This is a genomic window from Sphingomonas sp. 179-I 2A4 NHS, assembly GCF_045369135.1.
Classification (GTDB): domain Bacteria; phylum Pseudomonadota; class Alphaproteobacteria; order Sphingomonadales; family Sphingomonadaceae; genus Sphingomonas.
In genome coordinates, this window is the sequence record NZ_JBIQFL010000002.1 from 326,273 (window position 1) to 345,526 (window position 19,254).

22 protein-coding genes are annotated in these 19,254 nt (G+C 67.3%); 12 read left to right on the forward strand and 10 right to left on the reverse strand.

Annotated features, from left to right (window positions below; all coding sequences use genetic code 11):
• Window positions 1–3: 3 nt before the first annotated feature.
• The 6 genes from hpf to ACH0CP_RS04830 form a co-directional block, all read right to left on the reverse strand.
• A complete protein-coding gene (hpf, locus tag ACH0CP_RS04805; RefSeq protein WP_294442584.1) occupies window positions 4–594 on the reverse strand; it encodes a ribosome hibernation-promoting factor, HPF/YfiA family in 591 nt (196 codons plus the stop codon).
• A 51-nt stretch (window positions 595–645) separates the two neighbouring features.
• The gene (dnaQ, locus tag ACH0CP_RS04810; RefSeq protein WP_294442585.1) at window positions 646–1,332 is read right to left on the reverse strand and encodes a DNA polymerase III subunit epsilon; all 687 of its coding nucleotides are present in this window, start codon (window positions 1,330–1,332) and stop codon (window positions 646–648) included.
• A 7-nt stretch (window positions 1,333–1,339) separates the two neighbouring features.
• On the reverse strand, window positions 1,340–1,933 hold the full coding sequence (gene coaE, locus ACH0CP_RS04815) for a dephospho-CoA kinase (RefSeq protein WP_294442586.1): 594 nt from the start codon (window positions 1,931–1,933) through the stop codon (window positions 1,340–1,342).
• Window positions 1,934–1,974: 41 nt separating this feature from the next.
• Entirely contained in the window at window positions 1,975–2,781 is an 807-nt protein-coding gene (locus ACH0CP_RS04820; RefSeq protein ID WP_294442587.1) for a shikimate dehydrogenase, read from the reverse strand.
• A gap of 62 nt (window positions 2,782–2,843) precedes the next feature.
• Window positions 2,844–3,434: a nucleoside triphosphate pyrophosphatase gene (locus tag ACH0CP_RS04825; RefSeq protein ID WP_294442589.1), complete on the reverse strand. Its 591-nt coding sequence runs from the start codon at window positions 3,432–3,434 to the stop codon at window positions 2,844–2,846.
• Window positions 3,435–3,456: 22 nt separating this feature from the next.
• Window positions 3,457–4,290 (reverse strand): pyruvate, water dikinase regulatory protein, encoded by an 834-nt coding sequence (locus tag ACH0CP_RS04830; protein WP_294442591.1) that lies wholly within the window; start codon window positions 4,288–4,290, stop codon window positions 3,457–3,459.
• Window positions 4,291–4,576: 286 nt separating this feature from the next.
• Between ACH0CP_RS04830 and hemE the strand changes: the two genes are divergently transcribed.
• The 7 genes from hemE (at window position 4,577) to ribA (ending at window position 11,356) form a co-directional block, all read left to right on the forward strand.
• Window positions 4,577–5,653: a uroporphyrinogen decarboxylase gene (hemE, locus tag ACH0CP_RS04835; protein ID WP_294442592.1), complete on the forward strand. Its 1,077-nt coding sequence runs from the start codon at window positions 4,577–4,579 to the stop codon at window positions 5,651–5,653.
• Window positions 5,650–6,108 (forward strand): CopD family protein, encoded by a 459-nt coding sequence (locus ACH0CP_RS04840; RefSeq protein WP_294442593.1) that lies wholly within the window; start codon window positions 5,650–5,652, stop codon window positions 6,106–6,108. Before hemE ends, ACH0CP_RS04840 begins: the two co-directional genes overlap by 4 nt.
• Window positions 6,109–6,343: 235 nt before the next feature.
• Window positions 6,344–7,600 (forward strand): transcription termination factor Rho, encoded by a 1,257-nt coding sequence (rho, locus tag ACH0CP_RS04845; protein ID WP_294442594.1) that lies wholly within the window; start codon window positions 6,344–6,346, stop codon window positions 7,598–7,600.
• A 227-nt stretch (window positions 7,601–7,827) separates the two neighbouring features.
• Complete coding sequence (locus ACH0CP_RS04850; protein WP_294442624.1) at window positions 7,828–8,541, forward strand: TerC family protein; 714 nt, start codon at window positions 7,828–7,830, stop codon at window positions 8,539–8,541.
• A 138-nt stretch (window positions 8,542–8,679) separates the two neighbouring features.
• Window positions 8,680–9,252, forward strand: a complete 573-nt coding sequence (locus tag ACH0CP_RS04855) for an outer membrane lipoprotein carrier protein LolA (RefSeq protein WP_294442625.1) — start codon at window positions 8,680–8,682, stop codon at window positions 9,250–9,252.
• A gap of 260 nt (window positions 9,253–9,512) precedes the next feature.
• Window positions 9,513–10,295, forward strand: coding sequence for an exodeoxyribonuclease III (locus ACH0CP_RS04860; protein WP_294442595.1), 783 nt, complete (start codon window positions 9,513–9,515; stop codon window positions 10,293–10,295).
• Entirely contained in the window at window positions 10,292–11,356 is a 1,065-nt protein-coding gene (gene ribA / locus ACH0CP_RS04865; protein WP_294442596.1) for a GTP cyclohydrolase II, read from the forward strand. Before ACH0CP_RS04860 ends, ribA begins: the two co-directional genes overlap by 4 nt.
• Window positions 11,357–11,389: 33 nt before the next feature.
• Here the strand turns inward: ribA and ACH0CP_RS04870 are convergent, their stop codons facing one another.
• Together ACH0CP_RS04870 and ACH0CP_RS04875 are read right to left on the reverse strand one after the other, a co-directional pair.
• A complete protein-coding gene (locus ACH0CP_RS04870) occupies window positions 11,390–12,055 on the reverse strand; it encodes an HAD family phosphatase (protein WP_294442597.1) in 666 nt (221 codons plus the stop codon).
• Entirely contained in the window at window positions 12,052–12,747 is a 696-nt protein-coding gene (locus ACH0CP_RS04875) for a YggS family pyridoxal phosphate-dependent enzyme (protein WP_294442598.1), read from the reverse strand. Before ACH0CP_RS04875 ends, ACH0CP_RS04870 begins: the two co-directional genes overlap by 4 nt.
• A 22-nt stretch (window positions 12,748–12,769) precedes the next feature.
• On the opposite strand from ACH0CP_RS04875, the gene ACH0CP_RS04880 reads away from it, so the two are divergent.
• Window positions 12,770–13,306, forward strand: a complete 537-nt coding sequence (locus ACH0CP_RS04880) for a thiamine phosphate synthase (RefSeq protein ID WP_294442599.1) — start codon at window positions 12,770–12,772, stop codon at window positions 13,304–13,306.
• Window positions 13,307–13,309: 3 nt separating this feature from the next.
• On the opposite strand, the gene ACH0CP_RS04885 is transcribed toward ACH0CP_RS04880, so the two are convergent.
• Window positions 13,310–13,987 carry a hypothetical protein gene (locus ACH0CP_RS04885; protein WP_406875889.1) on the reverse strand — a complete coding sequence of 226 codons (678 nt, stop codon included), beginning with the start codon at window positions 13,985–13,987 and terminating at the stop codon, window positions 13,310–13,312.
• Window positions 13,988–14,255: 268 nt separating this feature from the next.
• On the opposite strand from ACH0CP_RS04885, the gene ACH0CP_RS04890 reads away from it, so the two are divergent.
• Genes ACH0CP_RS04890 through holA form a run of 4 tightly spaced genes read left to right on the forward strand, consistent with a single transcriptional unit; the run spans window position 14,256 to window position 18,748 of the window.
• Window positions 14,256–14,693, forward strand: a complete 438-nt coding sequence (locus ACH0CP_RS04890; protein WP_294442601.1) for a DUF3576 domain-containing protein — start codon at window positions 14,256–14,258, stop codon at window positions 14,691–14,693.
• A gap of 8 nt (window positions 14,694–14,701) precedes the next feature.
• Window positions 14,702–17,215 carry a leucine--tRNA ligase gene (gene leuS, locus ACH0CP_RS04895; RefSeq protein ID WP_294442602.1) on the forward strand — a complete coding sequence of 838 codons (2,514 nt, stop codon included), beginning with the start codon at window positions 14,702–14,704 and terminating at the stop codon, window positions 17,213–17,215.
• The gene (gene lptE / locus ACH0CP_RS04900; protein WP_294442603.1) at window positions 17,212–17,724 is read left to right on the forward strand and encodes an LPS assembly lipoprotein LptE; all 513 of its coding nucleotides are present in this window, start codon (window positions 17,212–17,214) and stop codon (window positions 17,722–17,724) included. Before leuS ends, lptE begins: the two co-directional genes overlap by 4 nt.
• 10 nt (window positions 17,725–17,734) lie before the next feature.
• Complete coding sequence (holA, locus tag ACH0CP_RS04905) at window positions 17,735–18,748, forward strand: DNA polymerase III subunit delta (protein ID WP_294442604.1); 1,014 nt, start codon at window positions 17,735–17,737, stop codon at window positions 18,746–18,748.
• Between the two features lie 4 nt (window positions 18,749–18,752).
• Here holA and ACH0CP_RS04910 read toward each other — a convergent pair whose 3' ends face one another.
• The gene (locus ACH0CP_RS04910) at window positions 18,753–19,196 is read right to left on the reverse strand and encodes a hypothetical protein (RefSeq protein WP_406875846.1); all 444 of its coding nucleotides are present in this window, start codon (window positions 19,194–19,196) and stop codon (window positions 18,753–18,755) included.
• Window positions 19,197–19,254 lie beyond the last annotated feature (58 nt).

A 19,254-nucleotide genomic window follows, 5' to 3' on the forward strand; every position in this document is an offset into this window, starting at 1 on the left:
GCGTTACTCCGCGCGCTGCGGCTCGACCCAACCGATCGTTCCGTCGCCGCGCCGATAGACCATGTTGTACGCGCCCGTCCCGCTATTCTTGAACAGGAGCGCGGTCGTGTTGCGCAGATCGAGCATCATCACCGCATCGGACACGCTGGCGTCCGGCACGTCGACACGGGTTTCGGCGATGATCGGGGGCGCATCCGCCGCCTCGTCCTCAGTCGTCTGCTCGGCGAACAAGGTGTAGCCGGCATTGCCATTGTCATAGGCGCCGCTCTCGGCGATCGCCTGCGCCTCACCGGCGTTGCGGTCCTTCAGCCGGCGCATGTAACGGCGGAGCTGCTTTTCGATCTTCTCCGCGGCGCCATCAAAGGCGAGATGCGCGTCGAACGCCTCGTGCCGGCCCTTCAACACCAGGCCCTGCATGACGTGGGCGACGATATCGCAGCCAAAACCGCCTTGCTGCGGGCCCTTGTTGAACGTCACCTGCGCGGAGATGGCGCGGCTGAAATACTTTTCCGCAATGCCCTGCATCCGGGTCTCCACATGATCCTTCAGCGCGTCGCCAGTTTCGACCTGGTGACCAGAGATGCGGATTTCCATTTATTCTCACTCCATAGACTGGCCCGGCGTGGTTCGCCGGAGCGTTGGGCGTCATCCGGACGCCGCGGCCCCCCAGATTGGATTCTTCACCCGAGTCATGAACGCGGCATGCGCGGCAAGTTCCGCATCGCTCGCTGCGAAATGTCGCGCCGGGCGTGCAATTCGCGGCGTTGCGCTGCGCGTGTCGGCTTCCTCGACCACCAAATCGCTGACCAGCGAGAGGCCGATCTGCCGCCCGCCGCGCAGCTCGACATAGACCTGCGCGAGCAGCTGAGCGTCGAGCAACGCGCCGTGCAGCACGCGGTGCGAACGGTCGATGCCGTAGCGCGAACACAGAGCGTCGAGCGTGAGCTTGGCGCCGGGATGGCGCTGCTTGGCGAGCGCCAGGGTATCGACCATCCGCGTCATGCAGATCGGATCGCGGCCGCAGCGGCCAAGCTCGCCGTTCAGAAAGCCGAAGTCGAACGAGGCATTGTGCGCGACGAGCGGCGCATCGCCGATGAAGGCGATCAGCTCGTCCGCCACGGCGTGGAACAGGGGCTTGTCGGACAGGAACACGTCCGACAGGCCGTGAATCGCGAAGGCGCCGGGCGGCATGGCACGTTCCGGGTGGAAATAGGCGTGGAAGGTGCGCCCGGTTTCGACCCGGTTGACCAGTTCGACGCAGCCGATTTCGACCATCCGATCCTCGCCGAAGGTGAAGCCGGTGGTCTCGGTGTCGAAAACGATCTCGCGCATCACGCGATTATCGGCCCTTCGCCTCCGTGAGGCAAGCAATCACCCGCCGAACATGGCCGCGCGTTTCATCGAGCGGCACATCCGTCGGGATGACGAAATCGGCACGCGCGCGCTTCTCGGCATCGGGCACCTGGCGGGCGAGAATCGCATCGAACTTCGCTTCCGACATGCCCGGCCGCTCCAGCGTGCGTCCGCGCTGCACGTCTGGCGCCGCCGAGACGACGGCGACCTTGTCCACCCCGCGCTGCCCGCCGGTTTCGAACAGCAAGGGCACGTCGAACACGACGAGCGGGGCATCGGCGTGGCGGGCGAGGAAGGCGGCGCGCTCCTCGCCCACCGCGGGGTGGACGATCGCCTCCAGCGCCTTCATCGCGGCATCATCGCCGAGCACCGCCTCGGCTAGCGCAGTGCGGTTCACGCCAGTGTCGCCGGTGGTGCCGGGGAAGCGCGCCTCGATCGCGGCGACGACACGGCCGGCCGGGCCCTGCAGCTTGTGCACTTCGGCATCGGCATCGAACACGGGGATGCCTTCATCAGCGAACATCTTCGCCACGGTCGACTTGCCCATGCCGATGGAGCCGGTGAGGCCGAGCTTCAGCATTCTCTCTCCCTTCTGTCGCCGTGTGATGTGCGGCGCGCGTATCAACCGATCAGCAGTTCGCGCAACTCGCCGTCATGCTCGCGCGGGGCGGGCTGGCCGAAGAACAATTCGAACGCCGCCGCCGCCTGGCCGACGAGCATTTCGAGCCCGTCGATCGTCTCCAGCCCGCGTGCCTCGGCCGCATCGAGCAGCTGCGTGTGGAGCGGGGCATAGACGATGTCGTACACCACCGCCTCGGGCGGCAGCGGCAGGAGATCGAGATCGAGCGGCGGCTGGCCTTCCATGCCGAGCGCGCTGGTGTTGACCAGCAGCCGGGCGGCGGGGAGGCGGGCGTCGAGCGGCAGCGCCTCACCCTTCAGCCCGAAGCGGCTGAGGAGCGCCGCGCCCTTTAGCGGCGAGCGATTGAGGATCGTGACCTTGCCGACATCGAGGCGCGACAGCGCAAACAGCACCGCGCGCGCTGCACCGCCAGCACCGACCACCACCACCGGCTGGCCGGCGAGATCGAGATCGGCAATCGGGGCATAGAAGCCCGCCGCATCGGTGTTGGTGACGATGAGATCGCCGTCTTCGTTGCGGAATACAGTGTTCGCCGCGCCGATGCTGTCGCGGATGCCTCCGGGATCGGCGACGAGATCGAGCATCGCTACCTTGTGCGGAATGGTGACGTTGCAGCCGCGCCAGAGCGGATCGGCGCGGCGCTGCTCGATGAAGGCGGCTAGATCATCAGGCGCGACCTGAGTCGCGCGATAATCCGCGGCGATGCCGAGCTTTTCGAGCCAGAAACGATGGATCAGCGGCGACTTGGAATGCTTGATCGGATCGCCGATCACCTCCGCGAACGGCATTTCGATTGCAGTTTCTGCAATCGAATGTTGAGGAAGTTGAGGCACTGGCGCTTTTTTTTCCATCATTGGGCGAGCACCTCGCGCTCCCTGAGATAGCCGAGCAGCGGCAGGAGCGGCATACCGAGTACGGTAAACTGGCTGCCTTCGACACGACTGAACAACTGCACCCCCGGCCCCTCGATCCTGTAGCAACCGACGCATCCCGCGATCGCCGGCCATTCTGCATCAAGATACGCCTCGATGAAGCTGTAGGACAGCGGGCGGACGAACATGCGGGCCTTGTCGACATGGCGCCAGACGGCGCGGCCGCCCTCTGCCACGACGGCGGCGCTGACCAGATCGTGGCGCTTGCCGGACATCAGCGAGAGGTGATGCGCCGCCTCCGCCCGGTCGCGCGGCTTCGACAGGATCGTGCCGTCCTCCAGCACGGCGAGGCTGTCCGACCCGAGGACCAGCGCCTGCGGCTCGCGCTGCGACACCTTCAATGCCTTCAGTTCGGCGAGCGCATCGGCAAGATCGCGCGGCGGGATGGCGCCGAGCGACGCCTTGGCGGCATCCTCATCGACCATTGCCGGCTGCGCCGTGAAGGGAACGCCGGCGCCTTCCAGCATGGCGCGGCGCGAGGCCGATTGCGAAGCGAGGATCAGTTTCATTGGGTCCGTTTCAACAGGGGGCTTAGCGGTCGCTCAACGTCATTTCGCCGCGACGATCGTTGACCAGCGCGATGATCGCTGCGGCCGTCTCCTCGATCGAGCGGCGGGTGACGTCGATCACCGGCCAGCCATTGTCGGCGAACATGCGCCGGGCATATTGCAGCTCGCGCGTCACCGCCTCGCCATCGACATAGGAGGTCTCCGGCGCTTGGTTCAACGACAAGAGGCGATTGCGGCGGATCGCGATCAGCCGGTCCGCGCTGGTGGTGAGGCCGACGATCAGCGGGTTCTTGAGCTGGAAGAGATCGGGCGGGGGCGGGCTTTCGACCACGATCGGGATGTTGGCGACCTTGTAGCCGCGATTGGCGAGGTAGATGGAGGTCGGCGTCTTCGACGAGCGCGAGACACCGGCGAGGACGATATCCGCTTCCTCCCATTCCTCCCACAACAGCCCGTCATCATGCGCGATGGTGTATTGGATCGCGTCGACACGCGCGAAATAGGCGGCGTCGAGCACGTGCTGGCGCCCGGGGCGCGCCTTTGCCTGCTGGCCGAGCAAGGCCGACAGCGCATCGTTGACCGGATCGAGCGGCGCGACGAGCGGCAGGCCAAGCGCCTGGCAGCGTTGTTCGAGCGCGCGGCGGGTGGCGGCGTTGACGAGCGTGTAGATCACCAGCCCGGGATTGTGTGCGATTTCCTGAAGGATGCGATCGAGGTGCGCCTCGGTACGCACCATGGGCCAGAAATGCCGCACCGTTTCAACGTCATCATATTGCGCGAGCGCGGCCTTCGCGATGTTCTCCAGCGTCTCGCCGGTTGAGTCCGACAGCAGGTGCAGATGCAGCCGGACGGTCATCGGAATGAATCTGTGGAAAACATGGGGACGAGCGCTAGCGTAACCCGGTCGCACGGCCAAGCGGGGGTGCGCGCCGTGGAAAACTACCAAGTCATCCACAATCCCATCCACGCGGGCCCGGTTCCTCCACAGGCTGTGAATAACGGGGATGGCTGAATCGAATCTGCGGCGTTCCGCGGCGCGGCGCCCGTCAAGCTGTTGGCAATTCCGGCATGAACGCATAAGCCCCGCGACCAACGCGCCAACCACCACTACATCCGTTTGACTCTTCTCTTTAGGTAGAAGGATGAACCCCGGAGCCACTGTCGAGCTGTCCGCCAAGCCGTTGCTGGGCGTACTCAAGGGCGAGCGCCGTGCGCGGCCGCCGATGTGGCTGATGCGCCAGGCCGGCCGCTATCTGCCCGAATATCGCGCGCTCCGTGCCGAAAAGGGCGGATTCCTGGCGCTCGCGACCGATCCTGAATCGGCCGCGGAAGTGACGCTGCAGCCGATCCGCCGCTTCGGATTCGACGGCGCGATCCTGTTTTCCGACATCCTGATGGTCCCCTGGGCGATGGGGCAGGACCTGACCTTCGGGCCGGGCGAGGGGCCGCGGCTGGCCCCGAGGCTGATCGATCATGCGCTGGAGAGCCTGACTCCGGTGCGCGAGCGGCTGGATCCGGTATACGCAACCGTCCGCCGGGTGGCCGCAGCGCTGCCGGCGCAAACGACGTTCCTCGGGTTTGCCGGATCACCCTGGACCGTCGCGACCTATATGGTGGCGGGGCAGGGATCGAAGGATCAGGCCGAAGCGCGTGGCCTCGCCTATCGCGATCCGGCGGCGTTCGGCGCGATCATCGATGCCATCGTGACGCTGACGATCGACTATCTCGCCGGGCAGATCGAGGCGGGCGTCGAGGCGGTGCAGCTGTTCGACAGCTGGGCCGGGACTCTGTCCCCGGCGCAGTTCGAACGCTGGGTCATCGCGCCCAACGCGGCGATCGTCGCGGGGCTGAGGGCGCGGCATCCGGGCGTGCCGATCATCGGATTTCCCAAGGGCGCGGGCGGCAAGCTGCCGACCTATGCGCGCGGAACCGGCGTCGATGCGGTGGGGCTGGACGAGACGGTCGATCCCGACTGGGCGAACCAGGTTTTGCCGACGGGGCTGCCGGTGCAGGGGAATCTCGACCCGCTGGCGCTGATCGCCGGCGGCGAGGCGCTCGATTCAGCCGTGGACCGGATCCTTGCGGCGTTCCCCGATCGGCCGCATGTCTTCAACCTCGGCCACGGGATCGACCAGCATACGCCGATCGCGCATGTCGAGCAGGTGATCGCGCGGGTGCGCGGGCATGAAGCGGGTGAAGCAGGAGGATCGGCGCGATGACGGCAGGGTTCCTCGGCGCATCCTATCTGTGGGTGAAGGCCGCGCACATCATTTTCATGGTGTTCTGGATGTCCGGCATGTTCATCCTGCCGCGCTATCTGGTCCATCACCAGGACGCGCTGGGCAATCCGCAGGAGGAAGCGCGCTGGATCGATCGCGAGCGCAAGCTGCGCAAGATCATCCTGACGCCGGCGATGATCGCCGTCTGGGTGCTTGGCCTGATGCTGGCGGTGAACATCGGGCTGCTCGAGGGGATCCAGGGGCTGGCGTGGCTGCACGCCAAGATCTTCGTCGTGTTCCTGCTGTCGGGCTATCACGGCTGGGCGGTGGGCTATTCCAAGCGGCTGGCGAAGGGCGAGGCGGCGTGGCCGACCCGCCGGCTGCGGATGGTGAACGAAGTGCCGGCGCTCGCGCTGACGATCATCGTCATCCTGGCAGTGGTGAAGCCGTTCTGAATCGCGCAACGCCGGCCCTTGCCAACGGCCCTTGCCAACGGCCGGTGACCAAGCGGAATCAGGCTGAATTGGGCAGATCCACGTAGCTTCCCGGCTTGACTAAGCTTTTGGCCGCACCTACGTCCGGCGCACGGTGTGGCCTTTCCGGCCCGCTGCCTCCTTCAGTCTCGTTGCAGCGCGAAGTCCTTCCGCCGACCGGGCTTTCTCCCCCAACCGATTTTCATCGGACACCCAGATGCACCTGAAAGAACTAAAGAAGAAAGCCCCGGCCGAGCTGGTCCAGCTTGCCGAGGAGCTTGGCGTCGAGGGCGCCTCCACGCTGCGCAAGCAGGACTTGCTGTTCGCGATCCTCAAGGTCCAGGCCGAGGAAGGCGAGCAGATCATGGGCGAGGGCACCATCGAGGTGCTGCCCGACGGCTTCGGCTTCCTGCGCAATGCCCAGGCGAACTATCTCGCCGGACCGGACGACATCTATGTTTCGCCCAATCAGGTCCGCAAGCATGGCTTGCGCACCGGTGACACGGTGGAAGGCGAGATCCGCGGGCCGAAGGACGGCGAACGCTATTTCGCGCTGACCAAGCTCACCAGCGTCAACTTCGACGATCCCGAAGCAGTGCGCCACCGCGTGAACTTCGACAACCTGACCCCGCTCTATCCCGACGAGCGGCTGAAGATGGAGATCGAGGACCCGACGCTGAAGGACAAGACGGGCCGCGTGCTCGATCTCGTCTCGCCGATCGGCAAGGGCCAGCGCTGCCTGATCGTCGCGCCGCCGCGCGTCGGCAAGACGGTGATGATGCAGAACATCGCACGGGCGATTTCGGCGAACCATCCCGAGGTGTTCCTGCTGGTGCTGCTGATCGACGAGCGGCCCGAGGAAGTCACCGACATGCAGCGCACGGTGAACGGCGAGGTCGTCTCCTCCACGTTCGACGAGCCGGCGACGCGCCACGTCGCGGTGGCGGAGATGGTGATCGAGAAGGCCAAGCGCCTCGTCGAGCACAAGAAGGACGTGGTGATCCTGCTCGACAACATCACCCGCCTCGGCCGGGCCTACAACACCGTCGTTCCTTCGTCGGGCAAGGTGTTGACCGGCGGTGTCGATGCCAATGCATTGCAGCGTCCGAAGCGTTTCTTCGGTGCGGCGCGCAACATCGAGGAAGGCGGCAGCCTGACCATCATCTCGACCTCGCTGATCGATACCGGCAGCCGCATGGACGAGGTGATCTTCGAAGAGTTCAAGGGCACCGGCAACGCCGAAATCGTGCTGGACCGCAAGGTGGCCGACAAGCGCATCTTCCCGGCGATCGACGTGGGCAAGAGCGGCACCCGCAAGGAAGAGCTGCTGGTCGAGAAGGACAAGCTCAGCAAGATGTGGGTGCTGCGCCGTATCCTGATGCAGATGGGCACGGTCGACGCGATGGAATTCCTGCTGGGCAAGATGAAGGATTCCAAGACCAACGAGGACTTCTTCGCCAGCATGAACCAGTAAGGCGGTACGCGGATCGGCCGGAGCGCCGAGACGCTGATGTCGATCGACGGCGCGGCTCATCCCCGCGCCGTTTGTCGTTAAGGAGCGAGCCTGTCGCGGCCGACAGCGCGCGCTGGCCCGGTTCGAGGTGACGGTGGAGTGGAAACTCTCTATCGGGCACGTGCAACCGATCCGACCTCATCCCGTTCGGTCCCAAACACCAGGAGCGTTTTGCGTTGATCCTCACCATGCTCGCTCAAGCTGCCGTCCAGGGCCCGGGCTCGCTGGCCGACATCTGGACGCATATCGTGGCCGACTTCTCGAACCTGACCGAGCCGGCGGCGCTTGCCGCCTTCGGCCAGGTGCTGATGATCGACCTGGTGCTGGCGGGCGACAATGCGGTGGTGGTCGGTGCGCTGGCCGCCGGGCTGCCGGCGGATCAGCGCCGCAAGGTGATCATGCTGGGCATCGCCGCCGCGCTGGTGCTGCGCATCGGCTTTGCGCTGATCGTGACGTGGCTGATGGGCGTCGTCGGGCTGATCTTCGCTGGCGGTCTGCTGCTGTTGTGGGTGAGCTGGAAGTTCTGGCGCGAGCTGCGCGCCGGGCACACTGCGAACCCGGGTTCGGAAGAAGTGCAGGGCGACGAGCGTTCGGGCCTGCCGCCGGCGCGCAGCTTCGCTGCTGCGGCCTGGGCGGTCGCGGTGGCGGACGTTTCGATGAGCCTGGACAACGTGCTGGCGGTGGCTGGCGCGGCGCGCGAGCATCCGGGCATCCTGGTCGTCGGCCTGATTCTGTCGGTGGCGCTGATGGGCCTTGCCGCGAACCTCATCGCGCGCGTGATCGAAACGTATCGCTGGATTGCTTATGTCGGCCTGGCGGTGATCGTCTTCGTCGCGTTCAAGATGATCTACGAAGGCTGGGTGGGCACCGGCGAGACGATCGGCCTCAGCACCCTGTTCTGACACTGTGCTCCGCCGCCTGCGCATCAGGCGGCGGGAGCCGCGCAATTCACGACGCGTTCAACCCCCGGTTGCGATATGCGCAGCCAGCAAAACGGGAGAGCCGTGTTGAGAATCCTTTTCCCCATCGCCGCCGTGGCGATGGTCGCCGCTCCGGCCGCGGCGCAGAAGAATGACCTGGCGCAGGTGCAGAACCACCTGCGCGCGGTGAACACGATGACCGCGACCTTCACGCAGACCGACCGTGCCGGCAAGACGCTGACCGGCACGCTGTCGCTGAAGAAGCCGGGCAAGATCCGTTTCCAATATGAAAAGGGCGTGCCGATCCTAGTGGTCGGCGACGGCAAGGCGCTGACTTTCATCGACTATTCGGTGCGACAGGTGCAGCGCTGGCCGATCGGCAACTCGCCGCTGGGCGTGCTGATCAACCCGGACCAGGACATCGCGCGCTACGCCAAGGTGGTGCCGACGGGTGACGCCCGTGTGCTGACCGTAGAGGGTTATGACCCGAAGCATCCCGAATATGGCCGCATCACGATGGTGTTCGCGCGTGACGGATCGGCCCCCGGCGGGCTGATGCTGCAAGGCTGGGTGATGCTGGACAGCCAGGGCAACCGGACGACGATCCGACTGGCGGATCAACGCTTCAACGTGCCGGTGAACGATGGGACGTTCCGCTGGAACGACCCGCGGAGGAACAACCGCGCCGGATAGGGCCGATTTCGCCTGATCTGTTCATGCAGGCGACAGGTAATCGCAAGTAATGACGGTGCTGCGGACGTGGGCGGTTCGGGATTTTCCCCCTGTTGCCCGGATCAAAGCTTCACGTCCCCCTGCGTGACGAACGCCAGGTCGGCCCTCGCTCCATGCCCCCGGAGCGAGGGCCTTTCCTTTTCAGCGCCGCGGCCGCCGCCCGATGACCTCTCCGGGGTGACGGCTTCCCCATCGCGCTGTGGCCGGTTACAGCCGCCGGCGTGAAGATCGTCAGCTGGAACATCAATTCGGTCCGCTTCCGCATCGCCATCGTGGAGCAGTTCCTGCGCGAGGCGCAGCCCGATATCCTGTGCCTGCAGGAAACCAAGGTGATCGACGCGGACTTCCCGTTCGAGACGTTCCGCGCGCTTGGCTATGACCATATCCTGATCCACGGCCAGCGCATGCACCACGGCGTGGCGATCATCAGTCGCGTGCCGCTGGCAGAGGATGACCGGCTCGACTGGCAGGCGAACCGCGAGGCGCGGCATATCGGCGTGAGGCTTGCGAACGGCGTACGGCTGGAGAACGTCTATGTGCCCGCGGGCGGCGATGTGCCCGATCGCGAGGTGAATCCGAAGTTCGGCCAGAAGCTGGATTTCGTCCAGCGCATGACCGAATGGTCGGCCACGCTCGACTGCCCGACGATCCTGACCGGCGATTTCAACATCGCGCCGCTGCCCGAGGACGTGTGGAGCCACAAGGCGCTGCTGAAGGTCGTCAGCCATACCCCGATCGAGGTGGAGGCGCTGGACCGGTTGAAAGCGTCGAACGACTGGGTGGACCTGGGGCGGCATTTCTATCCCGCGCCGGCGCGGCTGCACACCTGGTGGAGCTATCGCTCGCCCGACTGGACCAAGAATGATCGCGGGCGTCGGCTCGACCATATGTGGGCGACCGGCGACGTTGCCAAAGCGGCGACGGATCACAAGGTATTCGAGGCGTGCCGCAGCTGGCTGAAACCTTCCGACCATGTGCCGATCATGACCGAGTTCGACTTTTGAGCGGCGCCGTTCAGGGCGACGCGCACGCCGCCGCGCGCGCGATCGACGCGCTGCGCCGTGGCTGGCCGGTGCGGATCGGCGCACTGGCGCTGCTGCCGATCGAGACGGCCGATCCGGTGCGGCTGGAGGCGTTCGACCCGGCGGCCGAGGCGCCGGTGCTGCTGTCCGCCGGGCGGGCCGAGACGCTGAAGCTGGCCAATCAGAAGGAAGCAGCGGTGCCGGACGCGCCGGTGCTGGTGGACCGGGCGCCCTGGGTGGATTTCGCCACCGCGACCGCGCTGGCCGATCCGCAGCTTGACCTGGCGACGCCGCTGAAGGGGCCGTTCCGCGCCATTGCCCTAGAGTCGCCCGAGGATGCGGCTGCGGCGCTGAAGCTGGCGCGGGTGGCGGGAATGCTGCCGGCGTTCTTCGTGCGCGCCGACGGCCCGGCGGATGTCGCGATCACGCCGCGTGACGTCGACGCCCATGAGGACGCGATCCGGCTGACGATCGCGGCGCGGGCGCGGCTGCCGGTGGCGCATGCGGAGGACGCGGAGATCGTCGCCTTCCGCACGCCCGAGGGGCCGGGCGAGCATGTCGCGCTGCTGATCGGCGCGCCCAATGGCCAGCCGCCGCTGGTGCGGCTGCACAGCGAATGCCTGACGGGTGATGCGCTGGGGAGCCTCAAGTGCGATTGCGGGCCGCAGCTGGACGCGGCGCTGAAGGCGATTTCGCAATCGGGCTGGGGGATCCTGCTGTATCTGCGGCAGGAGGGACGGGGCATCGGCCTCGTCAACAAGCTGCGCGCCTATGCGCTGCAGGACCAGGGATTCGACACGGTCGATGCGAACACCCGGCTGGGCTTTGCCGTCGACGCGCGTGACTTCGGCGTGGCGGCGCGGATGCTGGACCTGCTGGGCCAGCGCGAAATTCGGCTGCTGACCAACAATCCGGGCAAGGTGCAGGGGCTGGAGGCGCGCGGCATCACGGTGGTGGAGCGCGTGCCGCACTTCCTGCCGACTAACCCGCACAACGAGCGCTATCTCGCGACCAAGCGGGACCGGACCGGGCACCAGCTTTGAATCCGAGCGGGGAAGCCCCCGCCGGCGAGAATCCTAGAGGTTCAGCAGGCGGCGGACGTCGTCGAAGTCATGCGCGACGTTGGTGACGCCGAGCGCGCGCAGCTTCGCTTCGTGGCCGGGGGCACAATGCAGGCCGGCGCACAGGCCGATCACCTTGCCGCCGCTCGCCACCGCGCCGGTCGCGCCGACTTCGGAATCCTCGAGAATGGCGCAGCGATCGATCGGAACGCCGAGCTGGCGGGCGCCGTAGAGGTAGAGATCGGGCGCGGGCTTGCCGTGCGTGACGTGCTCCGCGCCGGAATAGAGATGGTCGCCGAAGACGTCGGTGAGGCCGAGGTGATCGAGATGGGTGCGGATCCAGCGGGTCGAGCTGGAGGAGACCACTGCCTTGGGGAGATCGGCGGGCAGCGAGCGAACGAAGGCGACGGCGCCGGCGACCTCCTCGATCCCTTCGGCGAGGACGCGTTCATTCTCCACGCGGCGCACGGTATCCCAGTCGGACGGCAGCGGGCCACCGATCCAGTCTTCCAGGCGGGACACGAAATCACGCCCCGAATAGCCCATGAAGCGGGCCATCGCCTCTTCGGTGGTGGTGGGATAGCCGCTGGCGGTGAGGAAATCAGCGATATGCTTGTTGCCGAGATATTCGCTCTCGATCAGCACGCCATCGAAATCGAAGAGCAGTGCGTCGATCGTCATTTGGGCTTCCTGAATCCGGTGGGGGTACGGACGGGAGGGCGATCGCCGAACAGTGCCGAGCCGATCCGCACGTGCGTCGCCCCGATCATCACCGCGGTCTCGAAATCGTCCGACATGCCCATGCTGAGGCCGGTGAGGCCGTGGTCGCGGGCGATCTTCGCGAGGAGCGCGAAATAGGGCGCGGCCTCGACGCCAGCGGGCGGGATGCACATCAGCCCAGCGATCGGCAGGTCGGCCGCGCGCGCCTCGGTGAGCAGAGCGGGGAGGGCATCGACGGCGCAGCCGCCCTTCTGCGGCTCGTCGCCGATGTTCACCTGGAGGAAGCAGGTGGGGCGCTTGCCTTGCGCATCCATCGCCTTGGCGAGAGCGGTGACGAGCGAGCTACGATCGACGGCGTGGATCGCATCCGCAAAGGCGACGGCCTCGGCCGCCTTGTTCGATTGCAGCTGGCCGATGAGGTGGAGGCGCGTATCCGGGAATTGCTCGCGCAGGGCGGGCCATTTCGCCAGCGCTTCCTGCACGCGATTTTCGCCGAAATCGCGCTGGCCGGCGTGGAGCAAAGGCTCGATCGCATCGGCCCCGTGAGTCTTTGAGACGGCGATCAGCGTCACGTCTCCGGCGGCGCGGCGGACGAGCTTGGCGGCATGGGCAATGCGGCCGCGGATGGCGGCGAGGCGGTCGTCGGCTTGCATCGCCTGGGCTATAAGCACGGCGATGCGCCGCCGCCACCCAATCCCGACCCTGTGGCTGATGACCGACGAGCGGATGGGGGAGGGGCTGTGGCGCGCGGTCGCCCGGCTGCCGCGCGGCGCAGGCGTGGTGTTCCGGCATCACAAGACGCCGCTGGCGGAGCGGCGGCGGCTGTTCGCGCGGCTGCGGCGGATCGCCGGGCCGCGCAATCTCGTACTGGTACGCGCAGGAACGGCGGTGATGCGGGGCGAAATGGGCGTGCATGGCGCGCGCGCGGGCGGAATTGTCACCTGGCCGGTGCATGATGCGCGCGAGGCTGCGGCGGCGCGCCGGGCGGGGGCGGATGTGGCCTTCGTCTCGCCCGTCTTCGCGACCAGGTCGCATCCCGGTGCGCCGTCGCTTGGCGCGCGGCGGGCGGCGGCGCTGGCGGGCAATCTGCCGATGGTGCGGATCGCGCTTGCGGGCATGGACCGGCGCGCCTTCCGGCGGCTGCACGGATTCCATGGCTGGGCGGCAATCGACGCCTGGCTGGACCCGCGCGACCGGCGCGAGCCCGGTTAAAGATCAGAAGCGGAAGGCGGTGCCCACATAGACCGCCTGGCTGTCGCGGCGATCGTCGGCGAAGCGGGCGAGACGCTCACGCTCCGACTTGTAGCGAACGCCGGCGGTGAGATCGACGTTGCGGGTGAGCGAATAGGAACCGCCGACGTCGAGCGAGTAGCTCGGCGCATCCTCGACCAGCTTGGGCGTGCCCGGCAGCGGGCGATCGGCCTGTGCCTTCACGCGGCCGGTGAAGCGCGGCAGTGAATAGCTGACCGACACGTCCGCGATTTCGCGGCTGCCAGGCTCGCCGGCGAGATCGACCTTGGCGACGTCACCCGAGACGGCGAATCGCTTCCAGCCGACCGAAACGCCGAGGTTGTAGGCGACCGGGACCAGGCCCACCGTCGGCGCGGCGGCGGTGGCGAGACGGCCGGCATCCTCAGCCGTGCGGTTCGAGCGGGCGCGGACGGCGACCGTCACCGGGCGATTGCCCTGCCGCGTTTCCGAAGGCGTGAAGCGGAATCCATCGGCGCCAAGGCCGCTGCGCGCGAAGGCGGCGGCGAGACGCGGATCGGCCGCGGAGGGCGTGAACCCGCCGGCTGCGCGCACCGGAGCGGCGCGCTTCACCATCTGGCGATCGACCTCGGCAGCGCCAAACGCAGGCGCAACGGCGGTCGCCGCGGCAACCGCCACGATCATTCCACCTAGAAGCGCTCGACGTTCGAACACGAATCCCTCCAACCCCTGCGGAACGCGCCTAACACGATTCGTTCACCAACCGCCATGCACACGCACGCGATTTGCCGGAGAGTGTTGCACGGTTTCCACAATCTGGCCGCAATGTGGCGCTGCCCGGCCCCGCGCCGGAGCAACTGCCGATGGGACGCATTGGCCACACGGGCGAACTTGCCGTCATCAGAAGGCCTATGTAGAGCTTGGCTGACTGTTTTCCATCAGGACGATGCCAATGTTCCGCCCGTTGCGTTTCGCGCTGGTCGCCTGCGCCGCTCTTGCCGTCGCCAGCTGCGGCGGCGGTAAGGATAGACCGAAGGCCGATCTGGCCGCATCCCGCATCACGACGATCGGGGTGAACAGCTATCTGTGGCGGGCGACGCTCGACACGCTGAGCTTCATGCCGCTGCTGCAGACCGATTCGAACGGCGGCGTCGTCGTGACCGACTGGTATGTGAATCCGCAGACGCCGACCGAGCGGATGAAGGTGACCGTATCGATCCTGGACCAGGACCTGCGCGCCGATGCGGTGCGCGTCGCTGCGCTGCGCGAGGTGAACCAGGGCGGCCAGTGGGTGAGCGCGCCGGTGGCGGCCGCGACCACGCAGAAGCTGGAGGACATCATCCTGACCCGTGCGCGCGACCTGCGCCGCGCCTCCATGGCGGGTAGCTGAGCCCCATCATGAGCCAGCGCTTCAACGCGCTCTCTGCCGACGCCCGCTGGCAGCGGGTGTGGGACGAGCGCCGTACCTTCGCCGCCGACGATCATTCGAACAAGCCCAAGAGCTACGTGCTCGAGATGTTCCCCTATCCCTCGGGGCGCATCCACATGGGCCATGTGCGCAACTACACCATGGGCGACGTGCTCGCCCGCTTCCGGCGCATGAACGGCATGGAAGTGCTCCACCCGATGGGGTGGGACGCGTTCGGCATGCCGGCCGAAAATGCGGCGATGGAAAAGGGCGTCCACCCGGGCGGCTGGACGCGCGACAATATCGCCACGATGAGGGCGCAGCTGAAGCGGCTTGGCTTCGCGCTGGACTGGACGCGCGAATTCGCCACCTGCGACCCGGAATATTACGGGCACGAGCAGGCGCTGTTCCTGAAATTCTACGAGGCGGGGCTGGTCTATCGCCGCGAGAGCGCGGTGAACTGGGACCCGGTCGACATGACCGTGCTGGCCAACGAGCAGGTGATCGACGGGCGCGGCTGGCGTTCCGGCGCGCTGGTCGAGAAGCGCAAGCTGAACCAGTGGTTCCTGAAGATCACCGCCTTTGCCGAGGACCTGCTGTCGGGCCTCAGCGAGCTGAAGGACTGGCCCGACAAGGTTCGCCTGATGCAGGAGAACTGGATCGGGAAGAGCCAGGGCCTGACGTTCCGCTTCGCGTTGAACGATGCGGCGGGCACGAACGAGGGCGTGGTCGAAGTCTATACGACCCGCCCCGACACGATCTTCGGCGCGAGCTTCGTCGCGGTGGCGGCGGATCACCCGCTGGCGCAGCGCGTGGCAGCGAACGATCCCGCGGCGCAGGCGTTCATCGAGGAATGCCGTCGTGGCGGCACCACGGCGGCCGAGCTGGAGACGCAGGAGAAGCTGGGCTTCGACACCGGGCTGAAGGCGGCGCATCCGTTCGATCCGTCGATCCAGCTGCCGGTCTATATCGCGAACTTCGTGCTGATGGATTACGGCGTCGGCGCGGTGTTCGGCGTACCGGCGCACGACCAGCGCGACTTCGAATTCGCCACCAAGTACAAGCTGCCGATCCGCCGTGTCGTGTCCGAGGGCACGAAGGACGCGCCGGAGTTCAACGAGGCGGAAGCCTACACCGGGCCCGGCACGCTGGTGAATTCGCACTTCCTCGACGGCATGGACGTGGAGGATGCCAAGCGCGAGGTGATCACCCGCGCCGAGGCCGGTGGCTGGGGCGAGGGGACGACCGTGTTCCGCCTGCGCGACTGGGGCGTCAGCCGGCAGCGTTACTGGGGCACGCCGATCCCGATCATCCATTGCGATGGCTGCGGCGCGGTGCCCGTGCCGGCCGATCAGCTGCCGGTGAAGCTGCCCGAGGACGTAAGCTTCGCGACGCCGGGCAACCCGCTCGATCGGCATCCGACGTGGAAACATGTCGATTGCCCGTCATGCGGCAAGCCCGCGGTGCGCGAGACCGACACGCTCGACACGTTCGCGGATTCTTCCTGGTATTTCATACGCTTCGCCAGCCAGCCGGACGACAAACCGTTCGACAAGACGGTGGCCGAGCAATGGCTGCCGGTGGGGCAATATATCGGCGGCGTGGAGCATGCGATCCTTCACCTGCTGTACGCCCGCTTCTGGACGCGGGCGCTGCAGCATATCGGCATGATCGGCGTGGCGGAGCCGTTCGCCGGCCTGTTCACGCAGGGCATGGTGACTCACGAGACGTACAAGTCGAGCGATGGCCGCTGGCTGTCTCCCGGCGAAATCGAGAATGGCATCGAGACGGCGACCGGCCAGCCGGTGACGGTGGGTCGCGTCGAGAAGATGTCCAAATCGAAGAAGAACACGGTCGATCCCGAGCCGATCGTGGATCAGTACGGCGCGGACGCGGTGCGCTGGTTCATGCTGTCCGATTCCCCGCCGGAGCGCGACCTGGAATGGAGCGAGAACGGCATCGAGGGCGCGTGGCGCTTCATCCAGCGGCTGTGGCGCCTGGTCGGCGATCAGGGCGCCAGCGATGCGGGCGAGGACATCGGCTTACGCAAGGTGGCGCATCGCACCGTCAAGGGCGTGGCCGAGGCCATCGAGGGCCTCCAGTTCAACAAGGCGGTGGCGCTGATCTACACGCTGGCGAATGCGGTGGAGAAGGCAAAGCCGTCGGCGGACCGCACGGCAGCGCTCGCCACGCTGCTGCGCATCGTCGCGCCGATGGTACCGCATCTCGCCGAGGAAGCGTGGGCGGCGCAGGGCCACGAGGGGCTGATCGCCGATGCCGCGTGGCCGACGGTGGATCCGGCGATGCTGGTCGACGATGAAGTGACCGTCGCGGTGCAGGTGAACGGTAAGCTGCGTGATACGCTGGTGATGCCCAAGGGGACCGCGAAGGACGCTGCCGAGGTGCAGGCCATGGCATCCGAGAAGGTGATCCGTGCGCTGGAAGGCAAGGCCCCGAAGAAGGTGATCGTCGTGCCCGACCGATTGGTGAACATCGTCGCATGAAGCGGCACCTGGCCCTGATCGCGCTGCTGCCGGCGCTGGCGATCCTCGGCGGCTGTGGCCTGACGCCGCTCTATAGCGGGGGCAGTTCGGGGCAGGTGGCACGCGGCCTCAGCGAGGTCGAGATCGCGCCGATCGAGGGCAAGGCGGGCTGGCTGGTGAACAATGCGCTCCGCGATCGGCTGGGTCCGCCGCCTGCCGCGGGCGCGGCGCGCTATCGGCTGCAGGTGAAGCTGGACGACCAGATTACCGGCCTCGCTATCCGGCGTGACGATTCGGTGGCGCGTGAACGGCGGACGCTGCGTGCGCGCTACCAGCTGGTCGAAGTGGGCAAGGACGAAGTGCTCGTCGACGCCACGGCTGGATCGGACGCGGGGATCGACGTGGTCGGATCGGAATATGCGACGATCGCGGCGGAATCGACCGCGCTGGAGCGGCTGGCGGTGATCGTCGCCGACCAGATCGTGACCCGCGTCGCCGTCGAGATGCGGCAGAACCCGCCGGCACCATGAGCGTCGCGCCGTGAAGGCGACCGAAGCACGCATGAAGGCGGCGCTGGACAAGCCGCCCGCCGATATCCGCTTCTATCTGATGTTCGGGCCCGACGAAGCCGGCGCGATGGCGCTGGCGGAGCGGCTGGCGCGTGCGCTGGGCCCCGAGGCGGAGCGGATCGACCTGGATGGCGCGGCGCTGCGCGGCGATCCGGCGCGGCTGGCGGACGAGGCGGCGGCGATGTCGCTGTTCGGCACCGCCCGGCATGTGCGGGTTACCGGTGCCGGCGAGGAAAGCCTGGCGGCGACCACCGCGCTGCTGGAGGCGGAGCGGGCCGGCAATCCGGTGGTGATGATCGCGCCATCGCTGAAGGCGACGTCGAAGCTGGCGAAGCTGGCACTCGATTCACCGGCTGCCATGGCGCTTGCCTGCTACGTGCCCGATGCGGGGCAGCTGGAGGCGGTGGCGGGGCAGATCGCACGTGACCATGGGCTGCGGCTGGGCGGCGGCGTTGCACGGCGGCTGGCGCAGGCGGGTGGCGGTGACCGCGCGGTGATGATGCGCGAGATCGAGAAGCTGGCGCTGTATCTTGATGCTTCGCCCGAGCGGCCGGTGGCGTGCGAAGACGATGCGCTGGATGCGATCGGCGCGGATCTTGGCGAGACCGAGATGAGCGACGTGATCCAAGGCGTGATCGCGGCGAAGCCTGCCGCGCTTGGCGAGGCATTGAGGCGGATGGACGAGGCGGGCGCTTCCCCGATCCCGTGGCTGCGCGCGCTGGCGCGGCGGCTGGCGTCACTTGCCGAGATGAAGGGCGAGGTGCTGGCGGGCGGTGATGTCGCCGGCGTGATGAAGCGCCACCGCGTGTTCTGGAAGGAAGAGGCCGCCACGGGCGCCGCACTGCGCCGCTGGTCCCCGGAGGCGCTGGCGCGCGCGCTGGGCGAGGTGCGGCGGGCGGAGCGATCGGTGATGGCCAGCGCCACGGCGGGCGACGTGCTGGCGAGCCAGGCGATGCTGTCGCTGGTCGTCCGGCTGCGCAGCTGAGCCGCTAGGCCGCGATCTTCCTGCGGTGGCGCCACCAGAGCGTCGCCGTCACCAAGCCGCTGAGAGTGGCCGGGACTATGAGCCAATAGCCGTCCTGGATCTCCAGCAGCGCGACCGAAAGCGCGGCGACGAGCGCGCCGGTGGCGGCGCCGGCGATACCATAGGACAGGAGGCTCTCCCGTGCGTGGCGGTGGAGCAGGCGCGTGACCGGGAGGCCGACCGAGACGCTGATCGCCAGGACGAGCGGGAAGGTGACCAGCAGCGGCAGGATGGCGAAGGGAAGAAGCAGCAGCGCCTCGGAGACGCTGGTGAAGGCCCGGGGGACGCTTCCCACGGCAAGGACTAGCGTGATCGGGAGGAATGGTGAGGCGGCCACCAGCGAGCCCGCCAATGCCGCTCGGAGCAGGGCGCGGCGGGCTGTCTGGGCGGGCATCAGCGGGCGCGCCATGGCGTTCTTTGCACCCCTTTGGGGTCCGGGTGCCGCGCGATGGTGAGCGATGGCCGCA